Source organism: Riemerella columbipharyngis (assembly GCF_900101995.1).
Classification (GTDB): Bacteria; Bacteroidota; Bacteroidia; order Flavobacteriales; family Weeksellaceae; genus Riemerella; species Riemerella columbipharyngis.
The window spans coordinates 1-19,643 of the sequence record NZ_FNAS01000012.1; the positions used below are offsets into that span (position 1 = coordinate 1).

Sequence of the window (19,643 nt, forward strand, 5' to 3'; positions counted from 1 at the left end):
TATTTTTTTAAGTCTTGTAATTTAGCATATTTCAGTGATTTAAAGACTTTTCCTATACTGACCGGATTATTAAAATATTCCCCCTGTATTGCTTGAGTGGAGATTTTAGAAAGTACCCTATTTATATGCTCCTCGCTGTTTTTGGCTGGCCAGGTAGACTTTTCGTTTTTATCTCTAATGTTTATAATATCAGCATGGTCCGCTCTTTCAATGGCTTTTTTGATACAACAATAGTCTGCAATGATATTTCCATTGAATAGCACTGTTAGTGGCTCGGAGACCGAACGTGTAGCATATAATGCTTTTTCAAACCACGCCCACTTTTTATCAACGATGTCGATTGTGAATTGCTTTCAATTTTTACTATCTTTGCGATAGTTCGCAACTCTCTGCCGATTTAAGGCTTTCCTCCAAAGGTTGTGAATTGCTTTCAATTTTTACTATCTTTGCGATAGTTCGCAACGGCTGGAATTGATAGGGTAAATTTTATTATGTTGTGAATTGCTTTCAATTTTTACTATCTTTGCGATAGTTCGCAACATCGTGGGGTCTATCGTCCAAAGCCACGCGTTGTGAATTGCTTTCAATTTTTACTATCTTTGCGATAGTTCGCAACATAATTGTATTGTTGTTTTATTATATTATTGTTGTGAATTGCTTTCAATTTTTACTATCTTTGCGATAGTTCGCAACTTATCCTACTTATTTCAAGACATCTCACCCGTTGTGAATTGCTTTCAATTTTTACTATCTTTGCGATAGTTCGCAACGAGATTATGAGGCTTAACACGAGGCTTCAGGTTGTGAATTGCTTTCAATTTTTACTATCTTTGCGATAGTTCGCAACCCGGAGAAACCTCCAACAGCTCTGATATCTGTTGTGAATTGCTTTCAATTTTTACTATCTTTGCGATAGTTCGCAACCCACTCCAGATGCACCTTTGTTTAAGATAAGTTGTGAATTGCTTTCAATTTTTACTATCTTTGCGATAGTTCGCAACTGATATAATACTAAATGTAATAGCCAGTATGTTGTGAATTGCTTTCAATTTTTACTATCTTTGCGATAGTTCGCAACTCAGCTTCCGAACGGTATTACTACACCATTGTTGTGAATTGCTTTCAATTTTTACTATCTTTGCGATAGTTCGCAACATTTAGAGGGTTTTAAATTAAAGAAATTAGGTTGTGAATTGCTTTCAATTTTTACTATCTTTGCGATAGTTCGCAACTTATATGACAAAAAAAGCAACAAAAGCTACGTTGTGAATTGCTTTCAATTTTTACTATCTTTGCGATAGTTCGCAACTACTTATTTGGTCAAGAGAATGAAGATTCCGTTGTGAATTGCTTTCAATTTTTACTATCTTTGCGATAGTTCGCAACGGCTGGAATTGATAGGGTAAATTTTATTATGTTGTGAATTGCTTTCAATTTTTACTATCTTTGCGATAGTTCGCAACATCGTGGGGTCTATCGTCCAAAGCCACGCGTTGTGAATTGCTTTCAATTTTTACTATCTTTGCGATAGTTCGCAACATAATTGTATTGTTGTTTTATTATATTATTGTTGTGAATTGCTTTCAATTTTTACTATCTTTGCGATAGTTCGCAACACTGTGTACCCCTCCTTTTGGGCATCTAAAGTTGTGAATTGCTTTCAATTTTTACTATCTTTGCGATAGTTCGCAACCTTTACGCCTGCATTTTTTGTAACGGCACGGTTGTGAATTGCTTTCAATTTTTACTATCTTTGCGATAGTTCGCAACTCAAGTGGGGAAAGTCTTTCGGATTGTCTTGTTGTGAATTGCTTTCAATTTTTACTATCTTTGCGATAGTTCGCAACAGGCAGTGGGAAGATTCTTGAATAAACCTGGTTGTGAATTGCTTTCAATTTTTACTATCTTTGCGATAGTTCGCAACATTTTATTGGTGGTAATGGTGCAGGTAGCGTTGTGAATTGCTTTCAATTTTTACTATCTTTGCGATAGTTCGCAACATTGTAAAAAAAACCCATATACATCAAGCTGTTGTGAATTGCTTTCAATTTTTACTATCTTTGCGATAGTTCGCAACAAATTAGTATCCGATAATCCAGAAGCTGTTGTTGTGAATTGCTTTCAATTTTTACTATCTTTGCGATAGTTCGCAACGGAGAAAAGGTTATCACTATTTATAATGCAGTTGTGAATTGCTTTCAATTTTTACTATCTTTGCGATAGTTCGCAACTACGGCATATTCACGGCGTTGGCACCATTCGTTGTGAATTGCTTTCAATTTTTACTATCTTTGCGATAGTTCGCAACAAAAACGGAGCGTACTACTGCACGGAAGCCGTTGTGAATTGCTTTCAATTTTTACTATCTTTGCGATAGTTCGCAACAAAAACGGAGCGTACTACTGCACGGAAGCCGTTGTGAATTGCTTTCAATTTTTACTATCTTTGCGATAGTTCGCAACAAAAACGGAGCGTACTACTGCACGGAAGCCGTTGTGAATTGCTTTCAATTTTTACTATCTTTGCGATAGTTCGCAACAAACAAGCGATAGTAAATAAGCATACTGCTGTTGTGAATTGCTTTCAATTTTTACTATCTTTGCGATAGTTCGCAACCGAGCGGAGTTTCTTCGGAGCTACTTCGCTGTTGTGAATTGCTTTCAATTTTTACTATCTTTGCGATAGTTCGCAACGGCAAAGTGTACGGAATGAAAAAAGAATATGTTGTGAATTGCTTTCAATTTTTACTATCTTTGCGATAGTTCGCAACCGGAGTACGGTGTTCCCAATCAAGAAGACCGTTGTGAATTGCTTTCAATTTTTACTATCTTTGCGATAGTTCGCAACGTTATTCAGTACGAAGAGCTACCATGGCAGGTTGTGAATTGCTTTCAATTTTTACTATCTTTGCGATAGTTCGCAACTTCATTGAGGATATCTGATATACAAAAGCTGTTGTGAATTGCTTTCAATTTTTACTATCTTTGCGATAGTTCGCAACTACAAACTTTTTGTTTATCGCCTTCAGGTAGTTGTGAATTGCTTTCAATTTTTACTATCTTTGCGATAGTTCGCAACAGTCCTTATCTATTGATGAAATTGCAAGTTGTTGTGAATTGCTTTCAATTTTTACTATCTTTGCGATAGTTCGCAACAAATATGCACGGATTTGCAAGCAAAGATTTGTTGTGAATTGCTTTCAATTTTTACTATCTTTGCGATAGTTCGCAACATTGTAAAAAAAACCCATATACATAGAGCTGTTGTGAATTGCTTTCAATTTTTACTATCTTTGCGATAGTTCGCAACAGAGCTGTAATGAATATTATCAAGGTGGATGTTGTGAATTGCTTTCAATTTTTACTATCTTTGCGATAGTTCGCAACTAGATGGGGATATTTGGTATAATATAGATTGTTGTGAATTGCTTTCAATTTTTACTATCTTTGCGATAGTTCGCAACAAACATTATGGAAAAATTAAAACATCTTTAGTTGTGAATTGCTTTCAATTTTTACTATCTTTGCGATAGTTCGCAACACCGCTTTTATATCGTTGTTTGGTCGGATAGTTGTGAATTGCTTTCAATTTTTACTATCTTTGCGATAGTTCGCAACTGGTATGCTTAAAACCATTATCAAATATATGTTGTGAATTGCTTTCAATTTTTACTATCTTTGCGATAGTTCGCAACTACTCTGTACATAATATTATTTTAGTTTGTGTTGTGAATTGCTTTCAATTTTTACTATCTTTGCGATAGTTCGCAACTGCAGAAAACCATTGCAGGGCTTGACCGATGTTGTGAATTGCTTTCAATTTTTACTATCTTTGCGATAGTTCGCAACCTCAAAATTTAACTCGCTATTTTTCAGCGGGTTTTGCGTTCTTTAGAATTACAATTTTTAGCAGAAACAAGAATAGCTTAGCCTTATTCCTAATGATTTTCTGCTTGTAAAAGCTCAGTCTAAAATAGCTCCAACTGCTGATAGGTGGGTGGCGGTGCTTCTTTTTGCTGCGAAAAGAAAATTTCAATGTTGCCAAACTGCTTATCGGTAATGCACATGATGGCAACTTTTCCGTATTTGGGCAGAATGGATTTTACCCGTTTGATATGTACTTCTGCATTCTCTCTGCTCGGGCAATGGCGGATGTAAGCGGAAAATTGAAACAGTCCGAAACCATCGTCTTCCAAGCGTTTTCTGAACAGCTGTGCGGCTTTCCGCATGGTCTTGGTTTCGGTGGGCAAGTCGTATAATACCATTATCCACATAACTCTGTAGGCATTAAATCGGTCTGAGTTCATAACATTTCAGGCAGAGCAAGTTGTCGTTTTTCGCCGGTGTAGCATTTGTAAAGCGAAACAATCGTTGTTTTTACCGCTACGATGAGCGGGCGGTTCTTGTTTTCGATTCGGACATCGGTCGTGGCTATATTCAGCATAAAGGCTTTAAAATCCTTACTCAACTCGTCATCTTGCGGATGCTCGTCAATCCACTGCATAACCAGCTGGTCCACCCAAGGACGGTACGGCTCCATCATATCATCTGCCAGACAATAGGCATTGTATTTATTTCGGTGGAAAATTCCCAATACAGGCATCAATCCCGTTTCCACAATAGCTCTGGCAACGATGCTCCTCAGCATGGCATAGCCGAAATTAAAAAAGGGATTGGGCGATTCGCCAAAGCGTTCGCGAAGGAAGTCCGTTGAAATCAAATACTTCCAATAGTGCTGTGCCGCAATGCCTTCCATGTTGGTAGCATCTCCGCTTTTGACCTCTTTTTTATATTGAAGCATCGGTTCGAAAAAGCAATTCCGCTGTTTCAGTACCTCTGTTTGATTTTCAATTTTTGCCTCTACCACTTGTTTCCAAAGATTTTTCTTGAGTGGCTCGCTGGCTTCGAGTTGGTATTTTACCCTTTCGGAATACTCGGAATGTCCGCTTAGGGGAAGCATTACGCCGTGCGGCAAGTGGAATGCATCGCAGCTGATGAGCACCACATTATTTCCCATCAACTTCTGAATAAGCTGATGGGAAACAGTGATTTGAAAATGGTCCAGCATCACCAAACCGATATCTTCCACCGGAATGCTCCCTTTTTCTGCTTTTGTTTCGGGGCAAATGATTTTCATCTGCTCGTCTTTTAACTTCAAATAGGCAGGATTGCCAATGTAGATAGAGCGGTAGAGCATAATGCATAGTTTTAATATTCTCCTACTTGTACTATTTTGCCGATATGATTGATGCGAACTTTTTTGATATTGTGTAATGGCTCTAAACTATTGATTCTTTTATAAGCAATATCTTTTAATTCGCTTTTAGCATCTACTGTTGTTTCCAAATGGTGTCTGAATGTATAGTCTTTAGAGCCAATCTTCTGTACTCTAAATAAATGCTTACTAATCAAAGAAGCGTTTTTGTCGTCCAGTAAATCTATTTCGTTGATGTCAAAATCATCATTAGGGAAGACAAACATTTCGTTTTGTTTCATTGTGAATAAGAACTTCCAGCCTAAGTCTTTGTTGAACTCCTTATCAATGACAGGCAATCCTTGATTGGCCTTTGCAATGGCTTCAAAGAACGAAACTACTTTTTCTTGTAATTTACCTTCGGTATCTTCGTAAATGGCAATGTGGTGGTTGTTTCCGGTGCTGACAAAATCAATAGGCTTTCTATTGCCTTTTTCATCTAAAATTTCTTGCCCCAAGTGATCTTTTTGATAATGCAGTGCTTCGGCGTTGCTCACTCCGGTAATGGTAACCCGCTTGATGCAGATGCCTTTTTCTTCGTTGAGCCAAATCGGATTTTTGTCTAAGTCCGAAAAAGCTTTTTTAGCGTCGTTGTCATAAGCCGATAAACGCTTTTTTAAAATCTGTCGGATTTTCTCATCCATCACCTTGTCTATCTTCAGATCTGGAGAGATTTCTTTTCTGATGGTAAATATTTCTTCAAAACAAAGCACCTCTTTTAAGGGTTCATCGCTCAAGAGCAAAGGATTTTTCTTAAGTGTTTTGGTGTCAAAAGCGATTTGAGGATCATTGTCGTACAAAGCCAGATGCTTTAGTACGGCTTCTTTTTCTTTTGGATTAATGATCAATTTTGCTTGTTCCAAAGGAAACTTTTTGCTGATTTTAGTTGGTTTTGACATCGGAACTTTCGCCTTGCCGTAAACAGTTTCTTTATGCAATTGTCCGCGAGGGGTTTTCACTTTTTGCGGTTCGTTCTTGCCGCCTTTGGTGTGGTTTTTATTAATTGTAAAGACTTTGTTTTTATTTTTTATAGAAACCAAAACCTCTTCTAAATGCTTCTTCGCTTCGCTTCGGAAGTGAGGCATTGGTGGAATGAACTGTTTTTTGCCATTTACCCGTTCTATGATTTTTTCGTTGTCTATGGAATCGTCATTGGCGGTATTTACGCGGTTAAGGTATTGGGTGTGGTTTAGCTTGGTAAAGGCAACCGTGAGAGCGTCCATTGCGTGGTGTCGGTGGTCGTTTCTCTTGGTCCAATCGGTGATGACTTCTACCTCTTTGGTTTCTCCTCTGCCTATGTCAAATCGCTGTTCCTTTTGGGTTAAGCCCAAAGCCTTGTATTTGGGCAGATTCAGTTCTTTCATTACATTGATAAGCCCCCAGTCTTCTCTTAGCTTGTCGGTAACACTTCCCGAAGTGGCCTCCACCTCTCTGAACGCTTCTAAAAGCATATTTTTTGCCTTTTTGGCGATGTATTGCGTATTTCTTAAATCCCTTTCAATAAATCCTTCACTCAAATCTTTTTGAGGTTTCAGCAGCTTTTCTTTCTTGGCTCTTGAGATAGCTCCCCCATTGTAAAGCATTTCCACACGCTGCACATAATCGTCGAGATTTTCATGGTAATCTTCGGAAATGAAATCATAGCCCGTACGGTTGGCTTTTTTTAGGTTAATGTCCTTGAATGCTAAAGTTTTGTTCGAGAAAGAGTCGTCGTACAACAAGGCTTTTGGAATGATATGCTCAATGTCGATCTTTGAAGAGAACAAATCCTCTTTTTTGATTTGCTTATTGCTGAAAATATCCTTGAAAGCATTGTTTTCAAGCTCCAGCCAGAGGCGGTAGCGGATAACATCGTTCCGTGTCGGGTTCGGAATGCCGAATTCTTTGGTTAATATTTTTCGGTATTCTTCGTTTTGTTTGGTCGCCGCATTGATTTGCTTGGTCATTTTTTCACGCTCTTGGGCGCTTTTTTTAAGCTCTCGGGCTAATTCTATGCGGACTTTATCCGGCTTTCCGTATGCTGCGATGATTTGGTTGACGACATTGGCCATCTGATTGAGAATTTTCTCTACCACCGGATTTCTAAGGCTGTTCTTCGGTAAAAGCTCCAACGCCTCTTTTAGCTCGCGGTTCTCATTTTCTTCTTTGGTAAGGCTGTTAGAATGATTGTATCCTGCTAACTCACAGGCATCGGAATACTCGTGTCCGGCTTCCAAATACGGAATAATATTACGCATCGCTTTGGTGGAAAGATTTCCGTAATCATCTTGCAAAGGGACATTCGCCACCCATTTAGCCTGCTCCGGTGTGAAGCCGAATTTTTCCACTAATTTTTTTTTAAGCCTTACGGCACTGTTTCCATAGACGAGTTTGTCTTCTTCGCTGATTTTGTCATCCTCTTCGGTAGCGTAGAGCAGATGCCAAAGTTGGTACGCTGGCTGCATTTCAAACGCCGTATCTTCCAAAGAAGCTTTAAAATAAATGATTTCGGGATTGATTCCCACCGATGAAAAAATGGATTTTATTTCTTCTTTAATCTCAGGAGCTGTTTTTTTCTCCCAATCAAAAGCATAGCCTTCTGCCTCCAAAATATTTTTATAAGCATTCATCAGCACTGCATTGGTACGATTGCCTTGTATGCCTTGCGGGAAATTTGTCCGCCACTCTTTTTCTCTCAGCCCCAGAAATTTAAACACTTCTTTTTGGCTTAGATTTCCGCGTAAGTTCAATTCTTCAAAGAGTGCTTGGCGGTCTTCTTCATTCAGTACATAAATATTTTTTTCTTTTTGTGCCAAAGGCGATTTCTCATCAGAAGCCTTAGTTTTTTCAAAAGTTAAGTTGGCTAAATTTTGCCATATTTTAAACTCTTGGAATAGGGGCGAAGACTTAGGTGCCACGCGTCTTCCGATGGTTCTTTTTTTCTCTTTTCCGGTTTCGGGGTCTGTGTATTTCTGTATTTGACTTTCAAATTGGCAGAAGCTGAGCAATCCTTTTTGGGACTTTAATTTCCTTTGATAAAAAATCACCACATCGCGGACCTGTTCCTTTAATTCATCGGTAAGTTGTGAATGGAATTTCGCTTGTGTCGCCCATATTTGCTCAAATTCATCTAAATAATCCTGACGATAAAATACTTGGTTTTTCAGCGAAGTATGCGGATTCTTTTGAATTTGTTTCCATAAATATTCCCCCACGGTTTCTTTATTGAAATACAATTCCTTACTTCTGTCCGAAATAGCCCCCAGATAGCCGCTGGACTGATTGAGATTGTTGTTAATTTCCTGCAAAACAATGGCTAATCGTTCCAAGTCAAATTGCTCGGATAACGCCAGACTTCTAAGTTCATATTTTTTCTTTTTCAGTTCTGCTCCTTTTTCTTTCAGGGTAATGCCTTCTATTTGAAAGGGATGTTTGCAGATCGCCCAAGTCTGCGTCTTGTTTTTGTCTTGCAATGCTTTGTATAGCTCGTCCGATAATATTTCGGGATAAAATTGTTTCTGAAAATGCCATACTTTATCAAATTCCGTTTTTAAGTCGGAACGGTAGAAGTCGGGAACATATTTTTTATTTTGGCTCAAAAGCGAATAGACATACTGCCCGGGCGTAAGCTGCTCGTCATAGAGTTTTTTCGCCACCGCCATACCGTCAATGGCTTGTCCTTCCTCTTCATTATTCACTTTTCGGCTGCTTTTGTATCCTCTTTTTTTATTGATGGCGAGTAAAACACGGGCAAACTCTTCCAATGAAATTTTCTCTTTCGTGGCTTTCGCTCTTAAAGAAAGGGTTTCATAGGTGGAGCCCTTGCCGATTTCGGTCAGAGGCGTGTTTTTGTTAATTAGATGATGTTCAATCAAAAGTTGGATTAGGTTCTCTCTTCTGAGTTTATAGCGTTGCAAATTGCGTCTAGCCCCTCTTTTCGTTGTTCTGTCGGCATTCGTGGAAAGCGGTTTTCCTGCCTCAAAATTATTTTTTTCGTCCGTAGTGAGCGGATTTACCCGGACGCCTAATTTGACTATTTTAGAAGGTTGTTCTATACTTGCAGATTCTTCTACCAAAGCCCAACCAATGGAGTTGGTGCCTAAATCTAATCCAAGGATTCTTTTGGGTTTCATAATAGGTGTTTAGGTTTAAATTGATTAACACTTTACAAATATACAAAAAATATTTTTGTCAATTTAGAAAAAAATATGTACATTTGTCCCAATTGAAAGCAATTCACAATAAGGATTATTCCGTTGTGAAAACATTTAGTGCCTCGACTATTCTTCGGGGCTTTTTTATTTAAGGGAGTATTGCATTTTATTTTGAGGTACGGATGATGCTGTTTCGTAAATAAATAATTATTTTTGCAAAAAAAATAAAAGATTATGAATTGTCCTAAATGTCATTCCGAATATACTTACGAAAACGGAGCATTGATGGTTTGCACACAGTGTTTCTACGAATGGAATCCGCAAGAAGAGCAAGATGATGTACAGAAAATTTTAGATGCTAACGGCAACGAGCTTCAGAATGGAGATTCTGTAGTTGTAATCAAAGACTTGCCTGTAAAAGGTGCTCCTAAACCTATAAAAGCAGGAACCAAAGTCAAAAATATCAGACTCAATTTTGATAACGACCATAATATAGATTGTAAGATAGATGGATTTGGCTCTATGGCTCTGAAATCAGAATTTGTGCGGAAGTCTTAGTGATAGTTGTTTTGCTTTACGATATTTTTATCATAAAATAAGTTTCTATGTGCCAAAATGAAGAACATTGCTGTTCAACAGGGCAGCATCAGAATAACACACACGCATTTAATAATTGGATTATATTTTCTTTTGTCCTTTTAGGGTTTGGAGTGTTCATTGATTATTATTCTAAGTTTTATACTATAAATCTTCCTTATTACGAAGAGGTAGAAGGTTTTGTTAGTCAACACATTAGTGTTTCTGTTTTCTATGGACTATTGAGGTTTTTATTTTATTTTATAGCTACGCTGCCGGTTGCTTATCCGGTTATGAAATCCTCAATAGAAGAAATTAAAAATAAAAATTTCTTTAATGAATTTACGCTGATGTCCGTAGCCTGTATAGGTGCTTTTGCTCTCGGAGAATATTCCGAAGCATTAGGAGTAATGCTGTTTTATACTTGTGGAGAATATTTGCAAAGTATTGCTGTAAAAAGGGCGAGGAAGAGCATTAAAGATTTATTGAGTGTTAAAATTACTCAGGCAAGAGTTTGGCGTGATGGAGGGTGGCAAAGTATTCCGCCCAAAGAAGTGAACATAGGAGATATTTTGGAGGTAAGGGTAGGGGAAAAAATTCCTATCGATGGCAAATTAGTATCAGATAAGGCAAGGCTGAATACGGCTGCCATTACGGGAGAAAGTAAACCAATCTCTGTAGGAAAGGGCGAAAAAATATTTTCCGGAGTAATCAATCTGGAGAATGTCATTCAGATGGAGGCTACGACAGCTTATGAAGATTCTTCCGTACAAAGAATATTAAAGATAGTAGAAGACGCATCTCATAGAAAGGCAGGTACGGAGCTTATGGTGAGAAAGTTAGCTAAAATATATACTCCTATAGTTTTTGCTTTGGCGGTAATGATTAGTATTGTTCCTTTGTTTTTGGTTAGCAATTATCAGTTTTCGGAATGGTTTTACAGATCTTTGATTTTTTTGGTTATATCTTGTCCTTGTGCTTTGGTTATATCTATTCCATTGGGGTATTTTGGGGGATTGGGAGCGGCTTCAAAGAATGGGATATTGTTCAAGGGAGCTTCATATTTAGAGAAAATTGTAAATGTAGACACTTTGGTAGTGGATAAGACGGGAACCCTTACTAAGGGAGTTTTTGCGATTAACAAAATAGAAATCTCATCAGAATATGATAAAGCAAAGATGATGGGAATGATAGCCGGAATAGAGGAGAAGTCTACTCATCCGATTGCGAAGGCTATAACAGCTTTCGTACAAACAAAAGAGTGGAATATCCCTATGGCAGACGAGGTTAAAGAAATTCCCGGAAGCGGGCTTTTGGGAATGATAGAAGGGAAGCTTCTTTGTATAGGAAATAAGGACTTGCTCTCCAAGCAAGGAGTGGCTACGCCATCTTTTTTTGAAAAAATGGTAGAAACAATAGTATTTATCGCTTATGACGGAAGCTATGTAGGGTATATCACGATAGCAGATAAAATAAAACCGGATGCAAAGGAAAGTATCACAAAGCTTCGCAGGATAGGGATTAAGCATTTTGTAATGTTGTCCGGAGATAATCATCAAGTAACAAATAAAATAGCTAAAGAACTCCACATAGAGAAAGCCATAGGTAATCTATTGCCAGAGGACAAACTCAAAGAATTTGAAACAATAAAAGCTCAATCTGCCGGAAATACAGCCTATATGGGGGATGGGATAAATGATGCTCCTGTGATAGCTTCGGCAGACATAGGTATTTCTATGGGGGCATTGGGCAGTGATGTGGCAGTAGAAACGGCAGATGTGGTGATACAGAATGATGAGCCTTCTAAACTGGCAACCGCTATGAAAATAGGAAAAACAACCCGAAATATAATCTGGGAGAATATAGGACTAGCTTTTGGTGTCAAGATTATAATCCTTACGCTGGGAACATTTGGAGAGGCTACACTTTGGGAGGCTGTGTTTGCAGATGTAGGCGTAGCTTTGTTAGCCGTTTTCAATGCATGCAGAATACAAATGGTAAGGTTTAGATAGCCCGTCCCATTTTAATCATTTTGTTATAAGTGTTCTTATTTACTGATATAAAGATTCAATATATAACCTCAGTCCTTGAAAAATATATAGAATACGCTTATCAAAAACTGAGGTTAAATAAAATTGTCTTTTAAGTGAATTATTTTATAGCATTCAAAAATTCGGGATTGTTTACAAGTTGTTCTATAAGATTATCAATTGCTGGAGGTAGAAATTTTTCAAATTTAATACTTTTAGTATTTGCTTTTCCAGTTATTATATCAGTCCAAACAACTTTTCCATCTTTGTCAACAAGTTGAAATTTAACAGTAATTTGTGGAATTAACTGAACGGTAGAAAATCCAGAAATAGCTTCATAGTCTAGTTTTTCTAACTCAGATTTTAAAATATAATCATTATTATTGCCAACAGAAATGTTTTTTTCTTTAAATCCTTTTTTTATAGCTTCTGTCAAAATTTCAGCAACTGGTTTTTCAGCTACATATGCGCCGGACATTGTTTGGTTATAAAGGTTTTTTTGTAAAAAATTACTTTTTCATCTGAATAGCCTCTTGCATCTTTAATTTCTTGGACATCAATAATCTTACTATGGGATAATTTGTTGTCAATTTTTAAATTTGGTTGATAATTAATCTGTTTTTACAGAATTTGTTAAAGCACAGCTCGTCAAGGAAGCTAATGAAATGCCTAAGGCAAAAATTTTAACTTTTGATTTCATAATTTTAATAATAAGGTTAAATATAATTTTTATGTTATCTATGCAAATATACAATTTTATTATTAATGAAAATAAAAGTTAAATTGTTTTTAGCTTAAACAAATAGAAAATTATGATGGCTAATAGTCAGGGAAATATTTAGATAATATTCCTTTTTGCGATTTCTTCTGAGGTTTCCAAGTCGTTGTTTCTGTGGTAGATAAATAATATTACGAAACGATAGAGACAAGAAATATTTAGAGATACCTATTTATTTTTCTATCAGGTATAAGCCTCACCTTCAGCGTATTGTTTTCTATTATTTATATCCGATGAAATTAAAATATAGACTATACGAAAGCTGCTGTTTTTTTATTCAAATTTTAAGATAAACATAAAGCTTCTTCCCTTGGCTGTATTGATGGCTGATGCCCAATAAGGCGGCGTACCAGGGTTGTCTTTCACCAGTTCGTTATTGATAGTAAAAGTACCTCTAAATGCAGGAGTGAGCTTAAATTTATCAAAATAAAATTGAACACCTATCTCTGCAGAATACCCAAAGTTTTGTGTAGTACTTCGAAATACAGAAGCTGTTTGGTTGTCGTCTTCATCTTTTTCGTTGGATTGCAGATTGACCATCCAGTTCAATCCTGCGGCCATATATGGGCGGGAGTTGTACCACCTGTCTATATGATATTCTAATAATAGTGGGACATCTATAGTAGTGGCTTTTACGCGTTTTTCCATATCCTCTTTGGATAAAACTCTTGTTTCGAAAGAATCATTGGCGGCGTATTGGTCATTGCTTTGAGTGTCAAATTTTAGTTCTCTTTCGATGAATTGCAGACCAGGTTCCAATCTTAAATCAAAATTATCATTGATTCTCATTTTCCCCATTAGTCCGGCTCCAAAGCTATAGGTAGGTTTAGAAGAAACTAAGTTTTTATTACCTCGGCTTCCATATTTAGGGTCGAGTACTATTTTATAATCATTTTGTCCAAAATTTAGAAAAAATCCCCAGCTTAGTTTTTGATTGTCAAAATTTTCTAAATTGTCCATACGGTCTTTTATATTGAACAGCTGTGCCGAGGCATAGAAAGAACCTGCCAATGATATTAAAACAAATATTTTTTTCATAACACTTCTTTTTGATTCTAATAACTACGTTTTATTTATTTTATTTTGTAGCCTTGTAGATTGTAGCAATGCCGAAACTTTGTTTTTTGTATTCTACTTTTTTGAAACCTAAGGATAGTAGTATTTCTTTAAATCCTTCGCCGTAAGGGAATGCGTTCACAGAATCCGGAAGATAAGTATAGGCACGGCTGTCCTTAGATACAGCTCTTCCTATGGCAGGAAGAATGTTTTTGAAATAAAACATATAGAACGGACTGAGGATACCCTCTACCTTTGAAAACTCTAAGATATAGACGCTACCGCCTGGCTTTACCACACGCCTAAGCTCGGACAGACCTTTTTCCAGGTCTTCGAAATTTCTTACGCCGAAAGCCGATGATACCGCATCAAACCTATTATCTTCAAAACTCAGATTTTCGGCATCGCCTTTTATCATCGTGATGCTGTCTTCCAGTTTTTGTTTTTTTACTTTTTCTACTCCTATATCCAGCATTTTTTTGGATAAATCCAGTCCTACTACCTTTGTTTTCAGTCCTTTGCAAAGGGCTAAAGCTAGATCACCTGTACCGGTAGCCACATCTAATATTTCTTTCGGGTGGTCTTGTTCCATCCATTTTACGAGGTTTTTCCGCCATAGGGTGTCTATTTTCATAGAGAAAAGATGGTTGAGCATATCGTACTTAGGTGCGATGTTGTCAAACATATTTTCTACCTCTCTTTTTTTTCCGGCATCTGTATTATAGGGAGTTATTTGCTGTTTCAAAATAAATGTTTTTTTATTTTATAGGTTAATATTTTCTTTGTAGTAGTCTATGAAGTCTTGTTTCCTGAATATTTTAGTTCGGGACTCTATTTTTTGTATATTTTTTATAACGGCATCATAGTCTTCGTTCACATTATAGTAAAAATCTTCTATATAGAGTTTGTTGTAATGTTTCACGTCACTGTGATAGGGTTTTCCGTCTATTATTACTTTGTTCATAGACATTATCAGAGAGTCTTTGTTGAGACCGTATCCATAGTACTGGCGATTTACATAGTAATCTTGATGTGCTATATTGAGTAGCCCTCTCACGGAGCTTACATCAAAGGAAGAATCATAAAGACGTTTTTTCTGTTCGTTAAATACGGCGATATTATTTTTTCCGTTTTTTAGGTTCACTTTTACAGACTGTCCGCCGGCGATTACTATTTCTCCACCGTTATTGATTTTGAAATAATAGGTGTTCGGCGTGGGATTGTCCACTAAGTAATCGTTTTTCTTTTTTAGGAATAAAAAATAGATTGCAAAAGCCATTATAAAAGCTAAAATAGCAATGAAAAGACCTTTTTGTGAAGCTGACATTTTCATACAAAAATTTTTGCAAAGGTAAACGAAAAGGACGAGGTAAGCAAAATGAAAGTAGAGATGATTTTATATATTAATATTAAAATGATTAAATTTGCACATCAATTTAGAATGAATATGCCAAATACTGTAATAATAGGTACCGGAAGCTATGTTCCGCAGCGGGTGATAGATGCTTCGTCGTTTATGGATGCTGTTTTTTATGATGATAATCATCAGCGTATAGATAAGCCGAATGATGAAATTGTAAATAAATTTATAGAAATAACAGAAATAAAAAAACGACGCTATGCCGAAGATTTTGAATCTAATTCTGATTTGGGAGCAAAGGCTTCGGAGGCTGCTATTTCGGATGCGGGCATAGACAGAGAAAAGATAGATTATATTATCTATGCGACTAATTTTGGAGAGGTTACCTCAAATGGAATACCGAGCTTTATGCCTAATACTGCGGCAAGACTTAAAAATAAATTAGGTATCAAAAACCTAAATTGTATCACCTATGATATGATTTTTGGATGCCCGGGCTGGGTAGAGGGAATGAGCTTAGCCGATACTTTAATCAAAGCCTGTAAAGCAAAAACCATTTTGGTAGTAGGAGGGGAGGTACTTTCCAGAACGGTGGATCCTTATGATCGGGACAGAATGATTTTTGCAGACGGAGCGGGTGCGGTAGTAGTTACGGCTTCTGAGGATAGTGACAACGGCATTATTTCCGAGAGTACAATCTGTTTCAATGGAGAGGAACTTTCATACCTAGAGACAGGACCTTCTCTTAACTTGAACCATTGTGTGGAACGCCAATTTGTTAGAATGAGGGGACGCAAGATATATGAATTTGCACTCAAATATGTTCCCAATGCCATCAAAAATACGATAGACAAAGCGGGACTTACCATCAGCGATATTAGCAAAATCCTTATCCATCAGGCAAATGCAAAAATGGATCACGCGATTATCAACCGCCTGCACAGGCTCTATGGAATTAAATCTTACGACCAGAATATATCTCCTATGACGGTTCAGGAGTTTGGAAATTCTTCAGTAGCAACTATTCCTACAATGTTTGACCTTATCAAAAGAGGGAAAATGGAAGGGCATAGTTTCAAGAAAGGAGATAATATCGTATTTGCTTCTGTAGGAGCAGGAATGAATATCAATGCCATTGTGTATAGATATTAATACTTGATTTGATATAAATATTGAAAATAGAAGGGCTTTATCTTATTGATAAAGTCTTTATTTTTATATGATTTCAAAAAAACTAAGAGCCTGTTTAAATTTTGAGTTCAAGATAATTTATCTTTATTTTCTGAATTTTTTATCATAAGCTCGTAATTACTGGATAGTATTCTGTCTTTATCAAATCATTAAAAAATACGCTTTGTAATCTTTTTTTTAATTTTGAATAAATCAAACTTTTTTACATTTACTTGTAGTAATAAACGAGTTTTCAATTTGAAAAATCATTTAGGAGTATCCGCCAAGGCTGTTTTTACGATATGTATAATGATATTCCAGATGTTTTTTTATTTTCTATTGTTAAAATTCAAAGTATATTATTATATAAATACTACCATATCTTAGTAATATTTATTGGGTATTTTTTTGTTGTTGCTACAGTTTGGTTTATTGATTTATATGTGGCTATGAAAAATCAATATTGAAAAACTGGTAATCAGTTTTTAATAAAATCTTATATTATACAAATTATTAGAATTTAATTTTTAAACAAGCTATAAAAGAGAACTTAGAATATCAAAATTTTTTTCGTCTAATATAGATAAATGTTGCTAAAACAATTAGCAGCATACCTCCCAGAGTGATAAAATAACCATATCGGGTATGAAGCTCTGGCATTATCTCAAAATTCATTCCGTATACTCCTGCTATAAAGGTAATAGGAAGAAAATAAACAGAGTATATCGCGAGCAGCTTCATTACCTGATTGGCTTTCTGGTCAGATAGTGCAATATACATAGAAATGAGGTTGGCTGTTTGGTTGTTAATATGGTCAAAGTCTTGTATTACATCATTTTGTTTGTCTATTAGGTCCATTATTTCTACATCTTCCAAATTCAGTTTTCGGAAGCTGCTAATCCAGCCGGAAGACATACTGAGAATCCTCATATTGAGACCTGCCTTTCTTTTTATTTTATAAAGAGGTCTAATGGGGTTATATTGAGATTTATTTTTAAGGAATATATCGGTTTCTATTTTATCTATATTAGACATTAGTTTCTTGCTCTCATCATCGTATGATTTCATTACTTTCAGTGCGAGTTTCAGTGCAAGTTTTTCAGGAGTGATGGTTTTGTACAAATTTTGTTTTTGTGCAATTTCTCCTTGAAGCTCCGATATGCTTTTGCTTTTGATTCTATGAACGGTAATGATGGTTTTTTCTACCAAAAAAAAGCCCAATTTTGTGCTGATGTCGTTAATGCCGTTCAGTGTTTTTCGCTCTAATCGCACATTTTCTCGGGTGAGGAAAAATTTTATGCCGTCTACTTCTTCATATTTTGGAAAGTGATTGGGGTCGATGGTATCCTCCAGTAACATCCTATTTATGTTGTATTTAGAATGTAGTGTGTGGAGGTCTTCTCTGGTAGGAGCTTTCACATCTATCCATTCTACGGATTCTGTTTGGAAAAGTATTTTTATTGCCATACCACAAAAATATAAATTATATAAATAAGGAAGATATTATATGCTGTTTATGTTGATGAAAACAGATGGGAATTAGGAAACATAAATGAAATTCTTTTTATATTATGCCGTTGGTATATATCACGGTATTCGTTATCTTTGCAAAATGCTAAAGTATGGTGCTTTTTTACTATTTATGTTTTTGGTGGCGGGGTGTTCCGAAAAGCCCTTTCCGAAGCCTAAAGGTGAGCTTAGGCTGGAGTATCCAAAACCGGAATATCAGGTTTTTGACGGAGAATTGCCTTTTGTTTTTGAATATTCTCATTTTGCTAAAGTAGCGAAAGGTAAAAATACCGGCTGGTATAATATTTCTTATCCTAAAATGAATGCTTATGTTTTTATGACTTTTTTTAATCTGAAAAATGATTTGGAGGCACACATTAAAGAGTCCGAAAAAATGGTCTATAAACACACAATAAAAGCAACTTCCATACAAACGCAATCTTTTAGTTTTCCCAAGAAAAAAGTTTATGGTAATTTTTATATACTAAGTGGTCCTACTGCCTCTAATGTACAGTTTTATATTACGGATAGTACAAAATATTTCGTTACCGGAGATTTGAGTTTTAATACCAGACCCAAACCAGATTCTTTGGCACCAGCGGTAGATTACATTAAAAATGATCTTCAGCATTTGATAGATACTTTTCAATGGAAACAGCAGTAGATTTAATCCGAACAGATGTTAAAAAAAAGACTATTTGAAAGTCAATATTGTGTATAAATTTCTATTTTTATTTGGTGTTTTTTTATTGATAAATCATTTTTTTTCTTATAAATATAGTTCCTCTATTAAAATGTTTCACCATACTCTATTTCGTTTTTAAATGATATATATAAATAATTCTCTTGAAATTTTTGAACAATAGATAATAATATTGGGGGATTTTAATTACCAAAAAAGAATAATCTTTACTAAATCATTTAAAAAAAATCATATCCATTTTCTGTTAAACTGTCCCCGATATAGATTACTATATCGTCTTTATTACATGTTTTCTCTTCTATTAAATGCTCAATAAAATTGATGGTGTCAAAAGGTTTGGGTTCTTGGCTGGATTTTATAGACAAATACGGTGTTCCGCCTTTATTTATAACCACTGACCGAGAGGACGACAGCCGTATGATGGAACTTTTTGAGATGGCAACGCATTTCAAGCGCAATGGCTTTATGATTGCGCGTGGGGGTGAAAAATTTGATATTCCTAACCTCTCCAACGCCAATAGTGGGGAGACTTTCGATACTTTAATCAAAAGGGCCGATAACGAAATATCCAAACGCTATCTTGGTGGCACAGGTTTGACCGATGAAAAAGGCTTTGTAGGTTCTGTGGAAGTGCAGTACGAGCTGGCGAATGCCCGTTTTACTTCGGATAGGATTTGGGTTAAATCTATTGTCAATAAACAGCTGATTCCGTTATTGGTAAAACTATCTCCAGTATATAAACCCTTAGAAAATCTTTATTTTGACTGGGATGAAGAGGAAACCCTAACCGCCGATAAAGTCTGCGAAATGGTGCAAAAATTAGGCAATCAATTTGAATTTGACCCCGAGCAAATTGAGGAGATAACAGGGCTTAAAATTTTAGGCATCAAAAACAATTCTTTTCCAGCCTTTGAGGGGGGAGAGCCTAAAAAAAAAATGACAAAAACGCCCAGTGGCAACTCAAATTAACTCACCGAGCTTTAGCCAATCTTTATCACGGAGAGCATTGCGATTGTGATACATGCCAGAGCGATATTGACCGCTTTAACGCCGCTTTGGATTTGTCGGATTGGCT

Annotated in this window: 13 protein-coding genes, 1 pseudogene and 1 CRISPR repeat array; of the genes and pseudogenes, 5 read left to right on the forward strand and 9 right to left on the reverse strand. The window is 36.2% G+C overall.

The window, feature by feature from the left end:
- The 4 genes and pseudogenes from BLS89_RS07110 to cas9 form a co-directional block, all read right to left on the reverse strand.
- Window positions 1-263: pseudogene (locus BLS89_RS07110) on the reverse strand (hypothetical protein); the annotation flags it as partial.
- A gap of 76 nt (window positions 264-339) precedes the next feature.
- Window positions 340-3,848: a CRISPR direct-repeat array (repeat unit 47 nt; unit sequence GTTGTGAATTGCTTTCAATTTTTACTATCTTTGCGATAGTTCGCAAC).
- 119 nt (window positions 3,849-3,967) lie between these two features.
- The gene (gene cas2, locus BLS89_RS07115) at window positions 3,968-4,306 is read right to left on the reverse strand and encodes a CRISPR-associated endonuclease Cas2 (RefSeq protein ID WP_092736977.1); all 339 of its coding nucleotides are present in this window, start codon (window positions 4,304-4,306) and stop codon (window positions 3,968-3,970) included.
- Window positions 4,303-5,196, reverse strand: a complete 894-nt coding sequence (gene cas1, locus BLS89_RS07120) for a type II CRISPR-associated endonuclease Cas1 (RefSeq protein ID WP_092736979.1) — start codon at window positions 5,194-5,196, stop codon at window positions 4,303-4,305. Before cas1 ends, cas2 begins: the two co-directional genes overlap by 4 nt.
- Before the next feature lie 11 nt (window positions 5,197-5,207).
- Complete coding sequence (gene cas9 / locus BLS89_RS07125) at window positions 5,208-9,365, reverse strand: type II CRISPR RNA-guided endonuclease Cas9 (RefSeq protein WP_092736981.1); 4,158 nt, start codon at window positions 9,363-9,365, stop codon at window positions 5,208-5,210.
- Between the two features lie 255 nt (window positions 9,366-9,620).
- Between cas9 and BLS89_RS07130 the strand changes: the two genes are divergently transcribed.
- Both BLS89_RS07130 and BLS89_RS07135 read left to right on the forward strand, forming a co-directional pair.
- A complete protein-coding gene (locus tag BLS89_RS07130; protein ID WP_092736983.1) occupies window positions 9,621-9,944 on the forward strand; it encodes a zinc ribbon domain-containing protein YjdM in 324 nt (107 codons plus the stop codon).
- Between the two features lie 47 nt (window positions 9,945-9,991).
- A complete protein-coding gene (locus BLS89_RS07135) occupies window positions 9,992-11,974 on the forward strand; it encodes a heavy metal translocating P-type ATPase (RefSeq protein WP_092736985.1) in 1,983 nt (660 codons plus the stop codon).
- A 139-nt stretch (window positions 11,975-12,113) separates the two neighbouring features.
- Here BLS89_RS07135 and BLS89_RS07140 read toward each other — a convergent pair whose 3' ends face one another.
- The 4 genes from BLS89_RS07140 to BLS89_RS07155 form a co-directional block, all read right to left on the reverse strand.
- On the reverse strand, window positions 12,114-12,470 hold the full coding sequence (locus BLS89_RS07140; protein WP_092736987.1) for a hypothetical protein: 357 nt from the start codon (window positions 12,468-12,470) through the stop codon (window positions 12,114-12,116).
- A 573-nt stretch (window positions 12,471-13,043) separates the two neighbouring features.
- Window positions 13,044-13,808 carry a type IX secretion/gliding motility protein PorT/SprT gene (porT, locus tag BLS89_RS07145; RefSeq protein WP_092736989.1) on the reverse strand — a complete coding sequence of 255 codons (765 nt, stop codon included), beginning with the start codon at window positions 13,806-13,808 and terminating at the stop codon, window positions 13,044-13,046.
- Between the two features lie 40 nt (window positions 13,809-13,848).
- Window positions 13,849-14,571, reverse strand: a complete 723-nt coding sequence (ubiE, locus tag BLS89_RS07150; RefSeq protein WP_092736991.1) for a bifunctional demethylmenaquinone methyltransferase/2-methoxy-6-polyprenyl-1,4-benzoquinol methylase UbiE — start codon at window positions 14,569-14,571, stop codon at window positions 13,849-13,851.
- Between the two features lie 18 nt (window positions 14,572-14,589).
- Complete coding sequence (locus BLS89_RS07155; protein ID WP_092736993.1) at window positions 14,590-15,159, reverse strand: hypothetical protein; 570 nt, start codon at window positions 15,157-15,159, stop codon at window positions 14,590-14,592.
- 114 nt (window positions 15,160-15,273) lie between these two features.
- Between BLS89_RS07155 and BLS89_RS07160 the strand changes: the two genes are divergently transcribed.
- On the forward strand, window positions 15,274-16,338 hold the full coding sequence (locus BLS89_RS07160; RefSeq protein ID WP_092737073.1) for a 3-oxoacyl-ACP synthase III family protein: 1,065 nt from the start codon (window positions 15,274-15,276) through the stop codon (window positions 16,336-16,338).
- 576 nt (window positions 16,339-16,914) lie between these two features.
- On the opposite strand, the gene BLS89_RS07165 is transcribed toward BLS89_RS07160, so the two are convergent.
- Window positions 16,915-17,823 (reverse strand): CorA family divalent cation transporter, encoded by a 909-nt coding sequence (locus BLS89_RS07165; protein WP_092736995.1) that lies wholly within the window; start codon window positions 17,821-17,823, stop codon window positions 16,915-16,917.
- An 85-nt stretch (window positions 17,824-17,908) separates the two neighbouring features.
- Between BLS89_RS07165 and gldD the strand changes: the two genes are divergently transcribed.
- Together gldD and BLS89_RS07180 are read left to right on the forward strand one after the other, a co-directional pair.
- On the forward strand, window positions 17,909-18,529 hold the full coding sequence (gene gldD / locus BLS89_RS07170) for a gliding motility lipoprotein GldD (protein ID WP_262501483.1): 621 nt from the start codon (window positions 17,909-17,911) through the stop codon (window positions 18,527-18,529).
- A gap of 360 nt (window positions 18,530-18,889) precedes the next feature.
- Window positions 18,890-19,537, forward strand: coding sequence for a phage portal protein family protein (locus BLS89_RS07180; RefSeq protein ID WP_176763268.1), 648 nt, complete (start codon window positions 18,890-18,892; stop codon window positions 19,535-19,537).
- The last annotated feature ends 106 nt before the right edge of the window (window positions 19,538-19,643 follow it).